11 protein-coding genes and 1 tRNA gene are annotated in these 18,454 nt (G+C 42.8%); 9 read left to right on the top strand and 3 right to left on the bottom strand.

From position 1 onward, the window contains the following. The first annotated feature begins 6 nt into the window (after window positions 1-6). The 3 genes from Q4A14_RS01600 to Q4A14_RS01610 are packed head-to-tail and all read left to right on the top strand — an operon-like array spanning window position 7 to window position 5,622. The gene (locus Q4A14_RS01600; RefSeq protein ID WP_303169455.1) at window positions 7-3,237 is read left to right on the top strand and encodes an exodeoxyribonuclease V subunit beta; all 3,231 of its coding nucleotides are present in this window, start codon (window positions 7-9) and stop codon (window positions 3,235-3,237) included. Next, entirely contained in the window at window positions 3,234-4,265 is a 1,032-nt protein-coding gene (rlmN, locus tag Q4A14_RS01605; RefSeq protein WP_303169505.1) for a 23S rRNA (adenine(2503)-C(2))-methyltransferase RlmN, read from the top strand. The genes Q4A14_RS01600 and rlmN overlap by 4 nt, the downstream gene beginning before the upstream one ends. A 4-nt stretch (window positions 4,266-4,269) precedes the next feature. Next, window positions 4,270-5,622 (top strand): MATE family efflux transporter, encoded by a 1,353-nt coding sequence (locus Q4A14_RS01610; RefSeq protein WP_303169456.1) that lies wholly within the window; start codon window positions 4,270-4,272, stop codon window positions 5,620-5,622. A gap of 14 nt (window positions 5,623-5,636) precedes the next feature. Here Q4A14_RS01610 and Q4A14_RS01615 read toward each other — a convergent pair whose 3' ends face one another. From Q4A14_RS01615 to Q4A14_RS01625, 3 genes are read right to left on the bottom strand one after another with little or no spacing between them, the layout of a single operon-like run. Beyond that, entirely contained in the window at window positions 5,637-6,308 is a 672-nt protein-coding gene (locus Q4A14_RS01615; RefSeq protein WP_303169458.1) for a Crp/Fnr family transcriptional regulator, read from the bottom strand. A gap of 30 nt (window positions 6,309-6,338) precedes the next feature. Continuing rightward, entirely contained in the window at window positions 6,339-6,800 is a 462-nt protein-coding gene (locus Q4A14_RS01620; protein WP_303169460.1) for a hypothetical protein, read from the bottom strand. Between the two features lie 52 nt (window positions 6,801-6,852). After that, window positions 6,853-8,073: a regulatory iron-sulfur-containing complex subunit RicT gene (locus tag Q4A14_RS01625; RefSeq protein ID WP_303169462.1), complete on the bottom strand. Its 1,221-nt coding sequence runs from the start codon at window positions 8,071-8,073 to the stop codon at window positions 6,853-6,855. A 450-nt stretch (window positions 8,074-8,523) separates the two neighbouring features. Between Q4A14_RS01625 and Q4A14_RS01630 the strand changes: the two genes are divergently transcribed. The 6 genes from Q4A14_RS01630 (at window position 8,524) to Q4A14_RS01655 (ending at window position 18,410) form a co-directional block, all read left to right on the top strand. Then, the gene (locus tag Q4A14_RS01630; protein ID WP_303169464.1) at window positions 8,524-9,495 is read left to right on the top strand and encodes a nitroreductase; all 972 of its coding nucleotides are present in this window, start codon (window positions 8,524-8,526) and stop codon (window positions 9,493-9,495) included. A 323-nt stretch (window positions 9,496-9,818) separates the two neighbouring features. Beyond that, window positions 9,819-9,892: transfer RNA gene (locus Q4A14_RS01635), tRNA-His, on the top strand. 159 nt (window positions 9,893-10,051) lie between these two features. Next, entirely contained in the window at window positions 10,052-12,100 is a 2,049-nt protein-coding gene (gene metG, locus Q4A14_RS01640) for a methionine--tRNA ligase (protein ID WP_303169466.1), read from the top strand. Then, entirely contained in the window at window positions 12,097-13,173 is a 1,077-nt protein-coding gene (gene mnmA, locus Q4A14_RS01645; protein WP_303169467.1) for a tRNA 2-thiouridine(34) synthase MnmA, read from the top strand. The genes metG and mnmA overlap by 4 nt, the downstream gene beginning before the upstream one ends. Window positions 13,174-13,347: 174 nt before the next feature. Continuing rightward, a complete protein-coding gene (locus Q4A14_RS01650) occupies window positions 13,348-16,197 on the top strand; it encodes a pitrilysin family protein (protein ID WP_303169469.1) in 2,850 nt (949 codons plus the stop codon). 581 nt (window positions 16,198-16,778) lie between these two features. Beyond that, entirely contained in the window at window positions 16,779-18,410 is a 1,632-nt protein-coding gene (locus tag Q4A14_RS01655; protein WP_303169471.1) for a CTP synthase, read from the top strand. Window positions 18,411-18,454: the final 44 nt, after the last annotated feature.

Genomic DNA, 18,454 nt, shown 5'->3' on the forward strand with positions numbered 1-18,454 from the left:
TGAGAAATGGAGTTCCCTCTCAAAATATATAAAGCCTCAGCGGGATCAGGAAAGACTTACACTCTAACAGCGGAGTACCTCAAACTCCTCTTTGAAAATGCGGATGATCCTTATGCTTTTCGAAAGATCTTGGCAGTGACTTTTACCAATAAAGCTACCGCCGAGATGAAACAACGTATCCTCTCTGAACTATATAAAATAAGTCTTGGAGAAAAAGGGAGTATATACGATCTGATAAAAGAAAATAGCGCACTAAGAGATGATGAGCTTACCCGGAAGGCTCGCATAATCCTCAAAAATGTGCTTGAAGACTACTCTGCATTCAAGGTACAGACCATAGACTCATTCTTTCAAGAGATTGTAAGGAGTTTTGCCATGGAGATGAACCGCCAAAGCGCGTTCGGGATAGAAATGGACTCCGAAAATGTCATCACCTTATCTCTTGAAAGTCTGATAGATAGGCTGGATGGTCAGTCCGAGAGTATACTGACCCTGCATCAATGGATAAGCAGGATTTATCAGGAAAACTTGGAAAATGAAAGCCATACGAGTACTTTTGAAGACATCAAGCGCCTGGCCAACGCCCTCCTTTTCGACGAAAATAACAGTGCCATAATCAAATCTTTGAGTAGTATTACTCCAAGCCAAATAGGTGAGGCAAAAAAAAGGCTCAAACAAATAGCAGAAGAGGGCCTACAGGAGTTTATAAATGAATGCAAAGGGATTGTCTCGTTTTTTGCTCAAAATGGTATAGATCCTCAGAGTAGTTTTCGTAAATATCTCTCAAAATTTGGGGATCTGCTTGCCGATGATGAAACTGCAAAACTCTTTCTTGAGGATGAAAAAAAAGGCTTCAACTCTTCCCTCATCAGTATAGGTTATGAGGAAGGCCCACTATATGCAAAAAGTGCAAGTGCTTCTATAAAAGAGTCTTTTGACCGACATGAAACAGAAATCAGGGAAAAGGTACGTGCTGTCATCAAGGTTCACCAAGAGTCCCAGGAAAAGGTCATCACAGCAGGACTATTGCTGAAGTATATAGATGCTGTACCGGGAATGATTGAACTGATTCACGATATAGAAAACTATCGAAAGGAAAATAACTGCCTCATTATTTCTGATATAAATCAGCTATTGAATGCCATCATAAACGATTCGGAGCTACCGTTTGTATACGAAAAGGTTGGGACTCGTATCAATCATTACATGATAGATGAGTTTCAAGATACAAGCCCCTTGCAGTGGGCAAACTTCAAGCCATTACTCCGAGAAAGCTTGGATAATGGCAATCGCAACATGATCGTGGGAGATGTGAAACAGAGTATATACCGTTTCCGTGGGACAGACAGCTCCCTTCTCGGCTACAAAGTAAATAAAGAGTTTGGGAAACATGTAGAGGAGGAAATGTTGGAGTACAACTGGAGAAGCGAAAAAAATATCATAGACTTCAACAACGCATTCTTCGAACAATCGTATGATTTTGAAAGATATTACAAAGAGCAGTTTGAAAAAGAGCTAACTCAAAAATCAGAAGATTTAGAAGCGCACGAAGATTCCTACAAGGGAGCGACTCAAAAATTTCCCAACAACCGCAGCTCGGACGGATATGTGACGATCACCGAACTCCCCCCTGCAAGGAAAATAGAGATAGAGGATATTGCAGCATCTATAGAAGAGAAGCTGGTTCATCTCCAAAAAGAGCAAGGATACTCTCCCTCTGATATAGCCTTTCTCGTGCGTAACAAAGCAGAAGGCATGATATTGGCAGAGCTCCTTTCCACCCTTTCTGAGAAATATTCCGATGACCACGAAGTATCCTTTAGATTTCTATCAGATGATGCACTGCTGATCAACAACTCTATAGTAGTGAGGTTACTGATGTGTCTACTCAGGTGCTTTGCATCGCCTGGGCAGGAGGAGAACGAGAAAGAATTGTCTCTACATATCGAGAGATATATCCGAATGTATCGAAACCATCTATCCGATAATCGTAAAGCTCTCACTAAAGCCCGGTTGCTGAACATATTGTCGTACGGACTAACTATATATGAATCCGTATCTAAGGCCATAGAGATAATATCTTTTGTACCGGAGCAGGATGAAACTTACGTCAGTTCATTCTTGGATATCATATTCTCCTTCTCATCACAAAAAATGGGATCATACAGTCTGTTTGTTGAATGGTGGGAAGAGCATAAAGACAAGGCCATGGTCAACATGGGTGAGGGACAGACAAACAGTATCACCATAACAACGATACACAAGTCCAAAGGTTTGGAGTATCCTATTGTGTTTCTACCATTTGCATCATGGGAAATCACAAAGAAGAGTTCTGCTGCTCCACGGATAGTCACAGCAGATGTACTCCCACCGATGTTTGGCTTACTTCCATTCTACATCATCCCGACAAACTATAGCAAGTTTGCAAAGAGCTATCTTTCAAGTATTGCTGAGACTCAATTTGAAGCAGACTACACTGATACGCTCAATCTCTTATATGTGGCATTTACAAGAGCTTCAAGTGAGTTACATGTCTATACTCACACGAACCTAAAGAATAACTCTGCTGACATAATAACCAACAGACTGAACCTCATCAATGAGCTTTTACCTATAGATACGGCGGAAGATCCTGATACTGGCATCATTACGTCCTATTATGGTAATGAGACCCATAAAAACAAGGACATAGAAGAAGAGCAGAAAGGCCAAAATGAACTTAAGGGGCTGACCGCATCTCCACGTTATGAGGATCTACTTCTTAGCCGAAAAGCTTACGGCTTATCTCTTGAAACAGAAGAAGAACGCCGAAAGGGAATCATTATGCACGAGATATTGTCTCGCACCAAAACTCTCAAAGACTTTGAAAAAAATATTGAAAAAGAAGTTCTCCTCAACAGGCTTAGTGAGGAAGACAAGAAAATTTATACCGACAAGTTTACTCAAGCTATGCAACACCCCACCATCGGGACATGGTTTACAGTTGATAGCTCTTCTATATCTCTGACAGAACAAGATATTATGACAAAAGCAGGCAATTATCGTCCTGATAAGTTGATAATAAATGGAGATAAAGCGGTTGTGGTAGACTACAAGTTTGGCGTACACCGCAACCAAAAGTACAGACGACAGGTAGATAACTACTTGAATTTGCTCCAAAGTATGGGATATACTTCACCTGTCGGATACATCTGGTACAATCTCGAAAATGACATTGACAAAGTAACACTACCATAATGGAAAAAGATATATTACTTGGTTTGACACTTGCGGAGATGCAAGAAATCATAACAAGCATAGGAGAACCCAAATACAGAGCAAAACAAATCATAGAGTGGTTGTATCAGAAGAGAGCAACCTCTTTTGATGAAATGACAAATCTCCCTAAAGCTCTTCGTGACAAATTAGATGAACAGTATACAATAGGCAGACACGATATTATCGCTCGACAGATATCTAAGGATGGCACGGAAAAATATCTATTCAGCGTTACTCATGCTCCGGATCAAGCAATAGAAACAGTTTACATACCTGAAGCAGACAGGGCTACATTGTGTGTATCCAGCCAGGTAGGATGTAAGATGAACTGCTCATTTTGTCATACAGGCAAGATGGGCTTCAAGTCGAATCTGCGTCCCTCCGACATCATGAATCAAATCCTCAGTGTTCCTCATCATGACAAGCTGACCAACATTGTTTTTATGGGGATGGGAGAACCATTGGATAACTATGAATCCGTAGCCAAGGTGTTACAGATAATGACAGCAGACTGGGGACTGGCATGGAGTCCTAAGCGTATCACCGTAAGTACAATCGGGTCTAAGGAAGGTCTAAAAAAGTATCTATCTGAACAGCAGTGTCATCTTGCAATCAGCATACACAGCCCATTCAGTGTGGAAAGACTCTCACTTATGCCGATCGAAAAGGCTTTCCCCATTCAAAGCATCATAGAGACTCTCAAGCAATATGACTTTTCGGGACAAAGGAGACTTTTTTTCGAGTACATTCTATTTGATGGATTCAATGACTCGCTTCAACATGCAGAAGCCCTCAGGAAGCTGCTCGCACCACTTGACTGCAGAGTCAATCTCATACGTTATCACTCCATTCCCGATGTAGACCTACAGTCACCATCACCTCGGGCTGTACAAGCATTTGAAGACTATCTCAATGAGCATGGAATAAGGTGTACAACAAGGCGCTCGAGGGGAGAAGATATTTTTGCAGCTTGTGGTATGCTCTCCACCAAGAAAGACAAACAATAATACGATGTCACAAAAAGCAGCGAGAGAAGTACGGATACTGACAGAAGGAAGTATCCCTCTACACCTGTTCAAACTTGCCCTTCCAATACTGGGCACTTCCTTTGTACAGATGCTGTACAGCTTTACGGATATGGCCTGGCTCGGGAGGCTCAACAGTGAAGCCATTGCAGCTGTAGGGGCGGCCTCGGTCTTCTTATGGCTGGCTATATCTATATCACTTATCAACAAAGTGGGTAGCGAAGTTACCGTAGCCCATTCTGTCGGGAAGCGAGACGAAAAGAGTGGATTGCACTTCGCTAATCACAATATTCACTTATCACTCATAATAGGAAGTATATTAGCAGGAATTTTTCTTGTCTTTGGCTCATATCTTTTGAAATTCTATGAGTTAGAGCCAAGTATCCATAGCGAGGGCTTGGTATATCTTAGGATTGCATCAATAGGACTTCCATTTACCTTTTGTAGTGCAGCACTCACAGGTATATATAACGCTACCGGTCATAGTAAGATCCCGTTTATAATCAGCTCTGTAGGACTCTTTCTGAACATGGGTTTGGATCCGCTGTTCATTTTCACCTTTGGAATGGGATCAAAAGGCGCCGGAGTGGCTACTGTACTAGCACAAATTATAGTCTGTGCGCTATTTATTTTTCAGATCAAGTACAAAGACAGACTGTTGGGAGGAGTTTCTTTCTTTGCCAAACTATCATGGGGGACCTGCTATAAGATCTTCAAGATAGGCATCCCTGTAGCCCTTTTCAATAGCCTTTTTGCCTTTATAAATATGTATCTCGGACGCCTTGCGTCTCTTGCTGGAGGACATATAGGAGTCTTGACTCTTACGACAGGAGGGCAACTGGAAGCCATATCATGGAACACAGCCCAGGGTTTTTCCACTGCGTTAAGTGCCTTCATCTCCCAAAACTACGGAGCAAAGAAGCTCTCTCGAGTGATAGATGCTTTTAAATTCACTCTAAGGATGACTTTTATCTTTGGATTAGGATCGACAGCCTTGTATGTCTTTGGTGGCGAAGGTCTCTTCAGCCTCATAGTTCCTGATCCCATTGCATACGAGGCAGGAGGAATATACCTGCGTATCAGTGGATACTCACAGTTATTCATGATGCTTGAGATAACTACTCAAGGATTTTTCTACGGTATCCGAAAGACCATTCCTCCCGCAGCAATCAGCATCGGAGGCAATCTCTTACGTATTCCTATATGCCTTGTAGCTCTTCAATATTTTCCTTCTGTAGAAACTATTTGGATTGTAATAGCAGCCACGACAACGCTCAAAGGTTTTTTGGCAATGCTATGGTACTTACGTGAGCGGCAACGGCTCCTCAAAGAAGGGTGACACAGTAGACTCAATCAGATCATACACTCCAACCTGAATCTACTGAGAACCTTTATTTCCTTCTTGTCCCACTCTATCACGCCTTCTCCCACAAGCTCTCTTATGGTACGAGAAAGAGAAGGTCTCTGTACTCCGAAGTGCTCTGCTAACTGAGTAAGTGTGCGTGTCAATTTGAATGAAGGACTTTTTACTGATGTGTTTTCAAGGATATAGAGGGCGAGTTTGCCTTTGACACTTTTGATGGACATCATCTGGACTTTATTTGATAGAAAGACCGCAATATTCGAAGTCAATCGCACAAAGTTCAACAACAGCCTATCATTATCCTGCATCTGAGCCAGTAATTTAGTCTTGTCTATTACATACACAACCGTTTCTTCCGCAGCTATCACGTCTACCGGAAAGATATTACGATCTGCAAAGAGAAACGCCGGGGCAAGCGGCCTCAAGGCTTCAATAAAGTCTATTTCCACAACATTCCCCTCTTTTGTAATCATTTCAGTACGCACGAAGCCGGATACAGGCAGTAAAAGATGCGTTACAAGATCTCCCTGCCTCACAATATGTTCTCCTTTGTGACACACCTTAGTACCAACCATGCAACGTTCCAAAATGTCATTGGCATCGCCATGCTCCACTCCTGCAAAGAGAGGGCTGCCTGTCAGATCAACATTGTCCGGTATCATAGTTCAAACAGTATGAGAAGTAGTTATGGTTCAGTCTCGAGACTCTACTATCAGCCCCAACTCAACAAGCCCTGTCAAAACCGAATCTTGAGAGAGATGTCTCAAGCTTATTGTATAAAGGCCTTTATTGGGAAAATGCCAGAGCGAGTCGATCTTATAAGTAGACTGAAATATGTTGTATCCATTCTTAGTCGAAAGTAGCTCCGAGCGTTCCAAATGCCACTGTAGCACCTGAGTCCGAAACTGTCTCTTGGGATCCTCCACAACCAAGCCGAGAGGCAGGACCTTGGGGGTAAAATCAGGAGAATATCTGAGAGAGGCTGTCATCTCATAAGCCCTTGTCGTGTCCTCGATATAAAAGGAATAGAATATCTCATCCGTCATATCCCATCCGTTGGGGTCTATGGGCTTATACTCCGCATATACTCTCGGTCTGGCACAGGCAGACACAAAGAGGATGAGTAGTAACCAACCACTCATCCAACCCTTCATATATCTATACCACCTACCCATAGTAAAGTGTCATCCTCCATCCCACAAAAGGTCAAGCCTCCTTTGCAGTCTGAGTTTTACCTGATGGCTTGTGTTGCCCGTCCTCTCTTTGCTTCATCTTGTGAGGTCTGTTACCATTTCGATGTTGGCGTCTGTTCTCAGAATGAGAGGTTTCCTGTCCTTCGTTCGAGCCTGAGGGACGATGAGAAGGATTATCACTTCTCCGCTCTTCGGCGTTTTTTCTTCGATTACGTCCCTTTCGACGCGCCACAGAATCAAATCGAGTCAAACTATTCTCATCAAGAATATCTGTCGAAGGTGCAGGACGTTGTGTTCCCTCACTATCAAGTTGAAGAGAAAACGGCTTATCCCCCCTCTTATTCATATTGATGATTTGGAACACCCTCTGCGTGGATAGACCTATGATTTCGCCACTTTCCTTCGGATTTTTATTGATGTAATACACTGTTCCGGATAGAGCGTCCCCCTTAAAGTGACGATAAGCACCTTGCGAAGTTTCAAGTTCTATTTCACGAGATGGCATCCGCCTCTGAGCCTCAAAATAGACGTCCACCTCGTAGTTGAGGCAACACTTGAGCTTTGCACACTGTCCGGCCAGTTTTTGTGGATTCATCGACAAGTCTTGCAGTCTTGCAGCATTGGTGCCGACAGAAACAAAGTTGGTCAAAAATCCAGAACAGCAAAGTTGTCGTCCGCAAGGCCCTATCCCTCCGATACGAGCAGCTTCCTGTCTCGCACCGATCTGCTTCATCTCTATGCGCACATGAAAAGCCTCAGCCAATTTCTTGATAAGCTGTCTGAAATCCACACGTCCATCCGCAATGTAGTAAAAGATAGCTTTTTGTCCATCTCCCTGATACTCAACATCTCCAATCTTCATGTCCAATCCGAGATCAAGCGCGATCTGGCGCGAGCGTATCATTGTATCATGCTCCAAAGCCTTGCACTCCTCAAACTTGTCGATGTCTGTCTGTTTTGCAATACGATAGATGCGCTTAGGCTCGCCATTATTCCGGTAGTTGGCCTTGCGCATTTGCAGTTCCACCAACTTTCCCGTGAGAGATACCGTACCGATGTCATGTCCCGGAGTCGCTTCTACTGCAACGACATCCCCCTTAAAAAGTGGAAGTTTAAGGCTGTTGAGGTAATACCCCTTACGAGTATTTTTGAACTGCACTTCCACATAATCCTCAACGTTACACCCCTTCGGCAAGTCGCTGAGGTAATCAAACGTATTCAGTTTCTTCTTCATACAACCGCAACACCCTCTGGCAGTCATCTTATTGCACGAAGAACTATTATTATCTTTAAATCTCATTTATCTTAATATCAAATCTTTATGCGTGCTATAGTATGACCTCCACGCCCAACACGCCTAATATAATTACAAATTTACAGTTTTTCATCGAAACCCTGCGGACAGATACAAGTTTTCGCTCCCAAATACCAACCTAAAGGTATATAATGTGTAGTCATAAAGCCTGCAAAAAATTCTGAGCAAAAATAGATTCCTCTAAGCTCACACTCAGACACAATCGTGACAATTATTAAAAGTTGCTTCACAAAGAAAACATCACGATAGTATTAAAATATTAAAATCCCCGATTTCTTCTTGTTTATTGCCAATAGGCGAGTTAACTTTAGGGCTATTCATCAGCAATAGTGGGGAAAATAGGTTATTCACTTTTTATGCATAGGAGAGATGAACAAAGTACTTACACAAAATCCGGACTACGCGTTTATGATCGAACAAGCGATCAAAGCACCTTCGGGACACAATACACAGCCTTGGTTATTCGAGGTAGGAGCGACAAGCATTGACATTCTCCCTGATTTCACGAGATCATTACCAATAGTCGATCCCGATAATAGAGAACTATTTATCAGTCTCGGATGTGCCACCGAAAACCTCTGTATTACGGCTTTGCATAGGGGCTATGAGCCAACGGTGACCATCACTAAAAATGGTGCAATTCACATAGAACTCGCCAAACAAGGCTGCAGCCGCCCTTCTTCTCTGTTGTCCCAGATAAATATCAGGCAAACAAATAGGAGTATCTATAATGGCAATAAAATTCCTAAAGATCAGATTGAGACACTTAGGAAAATTGAAACAACCCACGATATCAAACTTCGATTTTTCGAAAATGGCACGAAGGAATTTGAAGCCATCTCAGAAATAATCTACGAGGGAAACAGAAGACAGATGGGAGATAAAGATTTCAAAAATGAATTGAAACAATGGATGCGCTACAACAAAAAGCACCAAGATGCAACAAGAGATGGACTCAGCTACGCAGTCTTCGGAGCTCCCAACCTGCCTTGCTTCATTGCAAAAGCTATTATGTCACAAGCCATCAACGAGAAGATGCAAAACAAAAGTGACAAAAGAAAGATACTTTCCTCCTCTCATCTCACACTACTTACAACGCGACACAACACGATCGAAGAATGGATAAATCTGGGTAGGATACTGGAGTTTTTCCTCCTCAAATCCACGGAGATGGGCATAGTGCATGCTTATATGAATCAACCCAATGAAGTCCAAGAGCTTTCAAGAATAATGGCAAAGACACTCGATATAGATAATGAGTATCCTACGATCTTGCTGCGCATAGGTTATGGGAAAAAGATGCCGTACTCATCGAGAAAAGAGGCAGAGACACATCCGTGATAATATGTGTACCAAGGGTCGGAAAAAGGTTGTCTAACTTGAGGTATCAAGGTAAGCAACTTAATTCATCAAGTTAGACACATTGATTTGAACGCTTCTACAGCTTTTCTAAATAATCCATTTTGAGGGAGATCTTTATTTCGTCTCACTTTATCAAAGTGATAAACGTTATGACGCCGAAATCTGACGGACACTTTAAAGACAAAAAGTAAGATTGAATGCCTTACACAAAGAGAAAACTCTCCTGAAGGTATTGCATATTTGAAAGGATATTCATAACTTTGCATCGCTGTTAAGGAAAATCACAGCAACTGAATTGATATGGTGGTTGTAGCTCAGTGGTAGAGCACCGGATTGTGGTTCCGGGTGTCGCGGGTTCGAACCCCGTCTTCCACCCTTCTAAGAAAAAGAAGACTTTCTGCACAAAGCAGCAGGTCTTCTTTCTTTTTTCGATCAATATGGAACATATATGATTACCACCGAAAGATCAAGACATTTGCATTCATTTTTTGTAACTTTGTGACCTGCTACAAAATAAGTAAAACACTATCAATATATGAGCAACAACAACTATAAGCGCACCCTCATCACCTCAGCCCTGCCTTACGTCAATGGGCCGGTACATATAGGTCATGTGGCAGGTGTGTACCTACCGGCAGACATATATGCGAGATATCTGAGGATGAAGGGCGATGATGTCCTATTTATCGGAGGCTCGGATGAGCACGGTGTACCCATCACCATCCGTGCGCAAAAGGAAGGTGTAACACCCCAAGATATTGTAGACAGATATCATAACCTGATCAAAAAGTCATTTGAAGACTTTGGGATCAGCTTCGATATCTACTCTCGTACCACAAGTGATACACATAAGAAGCTGGCATCGGACTTCTTCCGTAAATTGTATGACAAGGGCGAATTTCTCGAAATCGAATCCGAGCAATACTATGATGAGGAGGCAGGACAATTCCTCGCAGACAGATATATCATAGGCACATGTCCTCACTGTCACAACGACGGGGCTTATGGTGACCAGTGCGAAAGATGTGGCACATCACTGAACCCAACAGACCTCATCGATCCGAAATCAGCATTATCCGGATCAAAACCGGTCATGAAAGCAACAACTCATTGGTATCTGCCACTTGACAAACATGAGGCTTTTCTGAAAGAATGGATCCTCGAAGGGCATAAGGAATGGAGGCCCAATGTGTACGGTCAATGCAAAAGTTGGCTTGATCTCGGACTTCGTCCAAGAGCCGTGAGTCGTGACCTCAACTGGGGTATCCCTGTACCTGTGGAAGGTGCTGAGGGCAAAGTCCTATACGTATGGTTTGATGCTCCGATAGGCTATATTTCCAATACCAAAGAACTTCGTCCGGATGACTGGGAACTATGGTGGAAAGATAAGGACACAAAGCTGGTGCACTTCATAGGCAAAGACAATATCGTTTTTCACTGTATTGTGTTCCCTGCAATGCTCCGTGCGGAGGGATCATATATCCTCCCCGATAACGTCCCATCCAATGAGTTTCTCAACCTTGAAGGGGACAAAATCTCAACTTCCCGTAACTGGGCGGTATGGTTACATGAGTATCTCGTAGACTTTGCAGACAAACAGGACGTACTCAGATATGTACTTACTGCCAATGCTCCGGAGACCAAAGATAATGACTTCACATGGAAAGACTTCCAAGCTCGCAATAACAGCGAACTTGTAGCAATATTGGGGAACTTCATCAATCGTGCAATCGTACTGACACACAAATATTTTGAAGGAAAAGTCCCTGCAAGGAATACCCTTACGGAATATGACAAGGAGGTCATAGCTCAAATCACTGCGATAAAAGATGAAGTAACAAAACTGCTCGATGGCTATCACTTCCGCGATGCTCAACGTGCGGCAATGGGACTTGCACGACTTGGCAACAAATATCTTGCCGACACCGAGCCTTGGAAGTTGGCGAAGGAAGATATGAACAGGGTATCAACGATACTGAGTATCTCTCTAGAATTGTCTGCTAACATTGCAATCTTGATGGAACCATTCTTGCCATTCTCGATGAAGAAGCTGCGCGAAATGCTTGCAATGACGCAAAAGCCGACATGGGACATTGTTGGCTCTGAACTTCTACATGAGGGACAGCAATTGATGCCTGCAACCTTGCTATTCGACAAACTCGAAGACGAAGTCATCAATGCTCAGATCGAAAGATTAGAAGCTATCCGTAAGGAAAATAAAGCCAATGAAGTACCGGCGGCAGATCCGATAGCGCCCGATGTACCGTTCGAAGATTTCCTTAAGGTGGACATGAGAGTGGGAACGGTATTGGAGTGCTCAAAGGTGCCTAAAGCCGACAAATTACTCCACTTCATCATCGATGATGGTATAAAAAAGCGCACCATACTCTCAGGTATAGCAGAACACTACAGTGATCCATCCCAACTAGTAGGCAAACAAGTTTGCTTTGTAGCCAATCTTGCACCACGTAAGATCAGAGGCATTGTATCTGAAGGTATGATATTATCGGCTGTTGATCCTAAAGGCAAACTTACGCTGCTGACAACACTATCTGACACACTGCCGGGATCCAAGATCTCATGAAGACTGCACTACTTCTTTCAGGAGGTGTAGATAGTTCGGTAGCTCTTCACCTGCTGCATAGCCAAGGGATACGCCCCGACCTATACTATATACGTATCGGAATGGAAGGGGAAGAGTTCCCTGACTGTCCTGCGGAGGAAGACATTGAGATGGTGAAATGGTTGGCGCGTAAGTACGACTGTCCTCTGGAGATTGTCTCTCTCCATGACGAGTACTGGGACTATGTGGTCAAGTATATGATAGATACCGTGAGTGCGGGACTGACCCCCCACCCTGACATGATGTGCAACAGAATCATCAAGTTTGGGTATTTCAACGAATATTGGGGGCATAAATACGATGCTATTGCAACAGGGCATTACGCAGATAAACGGATAATTGATGGAATTCATTTCCTTGCCACAGCACGGGATTTGATTAAGGATCAGACCGACTTCTTGGCCCAGATCACGTATCCTCAACTTCTGAAAGCTCTCTTCCCTCTCGGAGCTCTGCCCAAGGCCGAAGTTAGAGAAATTGCCCGACGCGAAGGCCTGGTGACAGCAACAAGAAAAGACAGTCAGGGGATATGCTTCTTGGGGAAAGTCAATTACAATGATTTTCTGAGAAAATATGTTGGAACAAAGCCGGGAGATATCGTTGACATAGAAACAAGCAAAAAAATAGGAACACATGAGGGATTTTGGTTCCACACGATAGGACAGCGCAAAGGACTAGGCCTTAGCGGTGGGCCGTGGTTTGTCGTACGTAAGGATGTCCCGTCCAATACTATCTTCGTGAGCAGAGGTTATGACCCGATCGAGCAATATGGCAACATAATAGAGATGAGTGAGATGAACTTTATCTCTGTAAATCCGATGCCTGAAGGCGGTTCCGATCTTGACATTACTTTCAAAGTGAGGCACACACCGGAGTTTACGAAAGGCATACTGTATACAACACCCTATGGCTACGAAGTGAAGTCTGCCGATCTTGTTCAAGGAATTGCACCGGGACAGTATTGCACCATATATGATAAGGACTCGATCTTGTGCTATGGTTCAGGTATGATTTCAGGCGGACGCAAGGAATAGAGCACGCCATCAGGACATCATTCCTCCTCCAATAGAAACATCAGAAACAATTTTCACAATGAATTTATTTAAGTACTATGCAATATATACTTGCGATAGTACTTTTTTTTATAGCTTTGTGATTAAATTTTGAATTAACAATTACTACAAACCTAAAAACAAAGAATTAACAGTATGTTCTTAAACAAGATTAAAAGTCTTGGGCTGTTGCTTTTTGTCGCATTAGGCGTTCAGAGTGCCTTTGCTCAAGGACAGCTTCAGCCACTACCTATCGACCCGATGGTACGATATGGCAAGTTGGACAACGGTCTGACTTATTTTATCCGTCACAACGAACAACCCAAAGAACGTGCTCACTTCTATATTGCACAGAGAGTGGGTTCAATGCTTGAAGAAGATAGTCAAAGTGGTTTGGCTCACTTCCTTGAGCATATGGCATTCAATGGAACTAAGAACTTCCCCGGTAAAAATCTCATCAATTATTTGGAAAGCATCGGTATTAAGTTCGGTTCCAACCTAAATGCCTACACAGGTTTTGATGAAACAGTGTACACCATCATGGATGCCCCAACAACAAGACAAGGCATCGTAGACTCTTGTTTGCTTATCCTTCATGACTGGAGCAACAACATCACTCTTGATCACAAGGAAATCGATGACGAAAGGGGTGTTATCCATGAAGAGTGGAGAGGTAGCCAAAATGCCAATATGAGAATGATCGAAAAGATACTTCCTTTGGCATTCCCTAATGGCAACATGTATGGTAAGCGCCTTCCTATCGGTTCAATGGATATTGTCCTCAATTTTAAGTACAAAGAGATCAAAGATTACTACAAAAAATGGTACCGTCCGGATCTCCAGGCTCTTATCATTGTAGGAGACATTGATGTAGATTATGTCGAAAATAAGATCAAAGAACAGTTTGCCGATGTCAAGAAGCCGGAAAATGCAGCAGAAAGATTCTACACACAAATTCCGGATAACAAGGAACCTATCGTTGCCATCGCTACAGACCCTGAAGCGACATTGACAGGTTTGTCATTCAGCTACAGCAGAGATGTTCTTCCTGAAGAGGTCAAGTCTTCAGTACAAGGTCTTGTACTTGATTATCTCAGTGCTGCTATTTCAACAATGTTCAATGAGCGTATCTCGGAAATCCTACAAAAACCAAATGCACCATTCCTATCTGCGTCTATGTCCAATGGTAAGTACATGGGCTTGGCAAAGACTAAAGATGCATTGGGCTTTGACGTTTATGCAAAAGAGGGACAATACCTCACTGCCATGAATGCTCTTATTGCTGAGATGAAGCGTGCTAAAGACTTTGGATTTACAGCAAGTGAATATGATCGTTTTCGCACGAATATCCTCAAGTCAAGTGAAGAAAGTTTGAAAAACAAAGCCAACAAAACTAATGGCGCGTACGCAGAAGAGTACAAAGACTTCTTCACTGACGGAGGCCGTATCCCAGGTGTTGAAGTTGAACACCAACTTCTAAGCATGATTGCCCCTCAGATTACAGTGGAGCAGGTCAATGAGTATTTCAAGCAAGTAGCTCACGGTGAAAATCTCCTCATCACACTTATGGGTCCCGAAAAAGCAGGCCTAAAGTACCCAACATCTGAAGAGCTACTCTCACAATATAATGCAGCTCTTCAACAAACAGTAGAGCCATACAAGGAAGAAGTCTCGAACGAGAAACTTATCGAAAACCTACCAAAAGCAGGTAAAGTTATCTCAGTGAAGAAAGATCTACCTTATGAAACTACTCTTTGGACACTAAGCAATGGTGTAAAGGTTTACCTCAAAAAGACAGACTTCAAGGAAAATCAGATCATCCTCTCAGGTATGAGTCCCGGTGGTTTCAGAATGCTTAATGTAGACAAAGAAGTAGAAAACATCAAACTCCAAGGCGCTGTAACGTCTCTTGGTGGGGTGGGCAACTTCAACACTATCCAACTATCAAAAGCGTTGACCGGTCGTGTAGCAACAGCTTCAGCAGAGGTTGGAGAGTTTTATGAGACAGTATCAGGAGCTTCGAGCAACACAGATGTTGAAACTATGCTCCAACTTGTATATCTCAGAATGACAGCAAACAGAAGTGACAAGGAAGCATTTGAAGCATTTAAGCAAAATGCTATCGAGCGTATCAGAAGTGCAGCAGCCAATCCGATGAGTTCTATCTCTGATACTATCCCGGCGATGCTTTATCCTGGTGTTGCTCTCCGCGTACCTCTCAAGGAAAAAGATTTTGATAAAGTAAACTACGATCGTATCATGGAGATATATCGTGAACGCTTCGCTGACGCAAGCGACTTCTCATTCTTTATCATTGGTACGTTTGACGAAGTAACACTCAAGCCATTGGTAGAGCAATATCTCGGTGCTCTTCCTGTTGTGGAAAGAAAAGATGTAAGCCACTTCAACAAGGCTGAAGCTATCACTCAAAAGGCAGTGATCAAGCATTTCAACAAAGAAATAGACACTAAGATGGCGAACGTTCTCGATATATTTGTAAGCAAAGTTCCATACTCTCTTGAATCCCGCATGAAGATGCAGATATTGGGCGAGATCTTGACTCAACAGTATCTAAAGTCTATCCGTGAAGAAGAAGGAGGAACATATGGTGTCAGCGCAAGCGGTAGCGTACGCAAGTATCCGGAAGGCGAAGCCACTATCATCATCAACTTCCAGACAGCTCCTGAGAAGTCCCAATATCTCAACGATAAGATCAAGAAGGAGCTAAACGAAATGGCAGAACATGGAATCAATGAGGAGTTCTTCAACAAAACAGTCAAGAATATGGAAAACAACTACAACCAAAATCAAAGAGAAAATGGTTATTGGTTGAATATAATGGTTTCTAAATTTATTGACCAGGAAGACAACCATCCGATCTATCTTGATACTCTCAAGAAAATCACACCTGCAAGTATCCAACAATACTTGAAAGACTTCTTGAAGAATCACCGTTACTTCGAAATGGTCGTAACTTCTCAAGGCAAAGAAAAGACTGTCAACTAATCTGACGATAACGTCAATAACACCAAATCAAGGTCTGTGTCAACTTAGGATGACACAGACCTTTTTTTTATTTCACCATAGTCTACGCTATGACTGCAAAAACAAACCTCATGCCCGAGAGAGATAGAATAATCTATCCCTTCAAACCCTGCCTCAAATAGGGTTATTGATGAAAAGGTAAAGAAGGTGACAAATCAAGGTGTCTAACTTGATGAATGAAGGAGTCTAACTTGATCTCTCAAGTTAGACAACCTTTTAAAAGGCCGATAATAAAGTATACAATATACATCAACCATGCTGAATACGAAGCAAAGAATAAAGATCAGAAGAACCCTACCGGTAATGTAGCAATTTGGTTCAGTGCTGTTTAATAAAGCATGTTTAAAAAGTACACTTGAGCCAATATTGGAAATAAAATTCAAATCAAACGAAAAAATATGCGACTCCTGACATCGAACTCACATTATATTATCGTAACTTTGTGTGTTGGGTACAATAAATATCAAAGGGTTAGTTGAAAGGAATGAGCCCTGATATTTCCGAAACCGCGCTTTTATCAACCTCTAAAAATCATTGATACAGTGAATACTTCAAGTAGCACAAAGTACATCTTCGTTACGGGCGGAGTCGTTTCTTCTCTTGGCAAGGGCATTGTAGCCGCATCTCTCGGTAAGCTCCTACAAGCAAGGGGATATAGGGTGACAATTCAAAAGTTTGATCCATATATCAACATAGACCCCGGCACACTCAATCCTTACGAACACGGAGAGTGCTACGTCACCACTGATGGTCACGAAGCAGACTTGGACTTGGGGCATTATGAAAGGTTTCTCAACATCTCCACAACAAGAGCCAACAATATCACGACAGGACGTATCTATCAAAATGTAATACAGAAAGAGCGTCGTGGAGATTACTTGGGCAAGACTGTTCAAGTAGTACCTCACATTACAGATGAAATCAAACGAAACGTAAAACTTCTTGGGTCAAAGGGTGAGTTTGATTTTGTGATTACAGAAATTGGAGGTACTGTCGGCGACATCGAGTCTTTACCATTTTTGGAAAGTGTTCGCCAGCTGAAGTGGGAGTTAGGCTCCAACTGCCTCTGTGTGCACCTTACTTACATTCCATTCATTGCAGCTGCAGGTGAGGTCAAGACCAAGCCTACTCAACACTCGGTAAAGCATCTCCAAGAGGTTGGTATCCAACCGGATATCCTTGTACTCCGCACAGAACACGAACTCAAAGACGATATACTTGCCAAGGTTGCTCTATTCTGCAATGTCCCCGTTGAGGCAGTAGTGCAGTCTTACGATGTTCCTACGATATACGAAGTCCCACTTGTACTCCAAGATCAGAAGATGGATGAAGTGATCCTGCGCAAAGTAGGACTGGAGGTAGGTGAAAAACCTGAAATGAAAGCATGGAAGGATTTCCTAAAAATGAAACAGGAAGCTAAGGACGAAGTCACCATAGGTCTTGTGGGAAAATACGTCGAACTGCAAGATGCCTACAAGTCGATAGATGAGGCTTTACAACAAGCGGCGATTTACAACAATCGCAAACTCAACCTCAAACACATCCAATCAGAGAGGATCGATGAGACAAACGTAGCTCAAGCCCTCAAAGATCTTGACGGTATAGTCGTGGCGCCCGGATTCGGTACCAGGGGTGTTGACGGCAAACTACAGACACTCAAGTATGCAAGAGAAAATGACATCCCAATGCTCGGGATATGCCTTGGCATGCAATGTACAATGATAGAGTTTGCTCGCAACGTCTTGGGTTGGTCTGATGCCAATACCACAGAGATTGATCCCAACTCCACACACAAAGTCATCGACATCATGGAGGATCAGAAATCCGTCATCAACCTTGGTGGCACAATGCGTCTTGGTGCTTACAAATGCCACTTGACACAAGGGACAAAAATAGCAGAAGCCTACGGTGCAACAGACATTGAGGAAAGACATAGGCACAGATTTGAGTTTAACAATAAGTACAAAGATGATTTTGAAGCCGCAGGTGTCATCTTCTCAGGTCACAATCCCGACTCAGGTCTTGTCGAAGCGGTCGAACTACCGGACAAAAAATGGTATGTGGCGGTGCAATATCATCCCGAATACAACAGCACCGTTGTCAAACCCAACCCTCTCTTCATGTCCTTTATGAGAGCAAGTATCTCAGAGCATGACAGTAAGAAAAAGAAATAAATCTCAACAATAAAGCATTATTGCATACATACAAACAGTAGAAG

It is taken from the genome of Porphyromonas sp. (assembly GCF_030529325.1).
GTDB lineage: Bacteria > Bacteroidota > Bacteroidia > Bacteroidales > Porphyromonadaceae > Porphyromonas_A.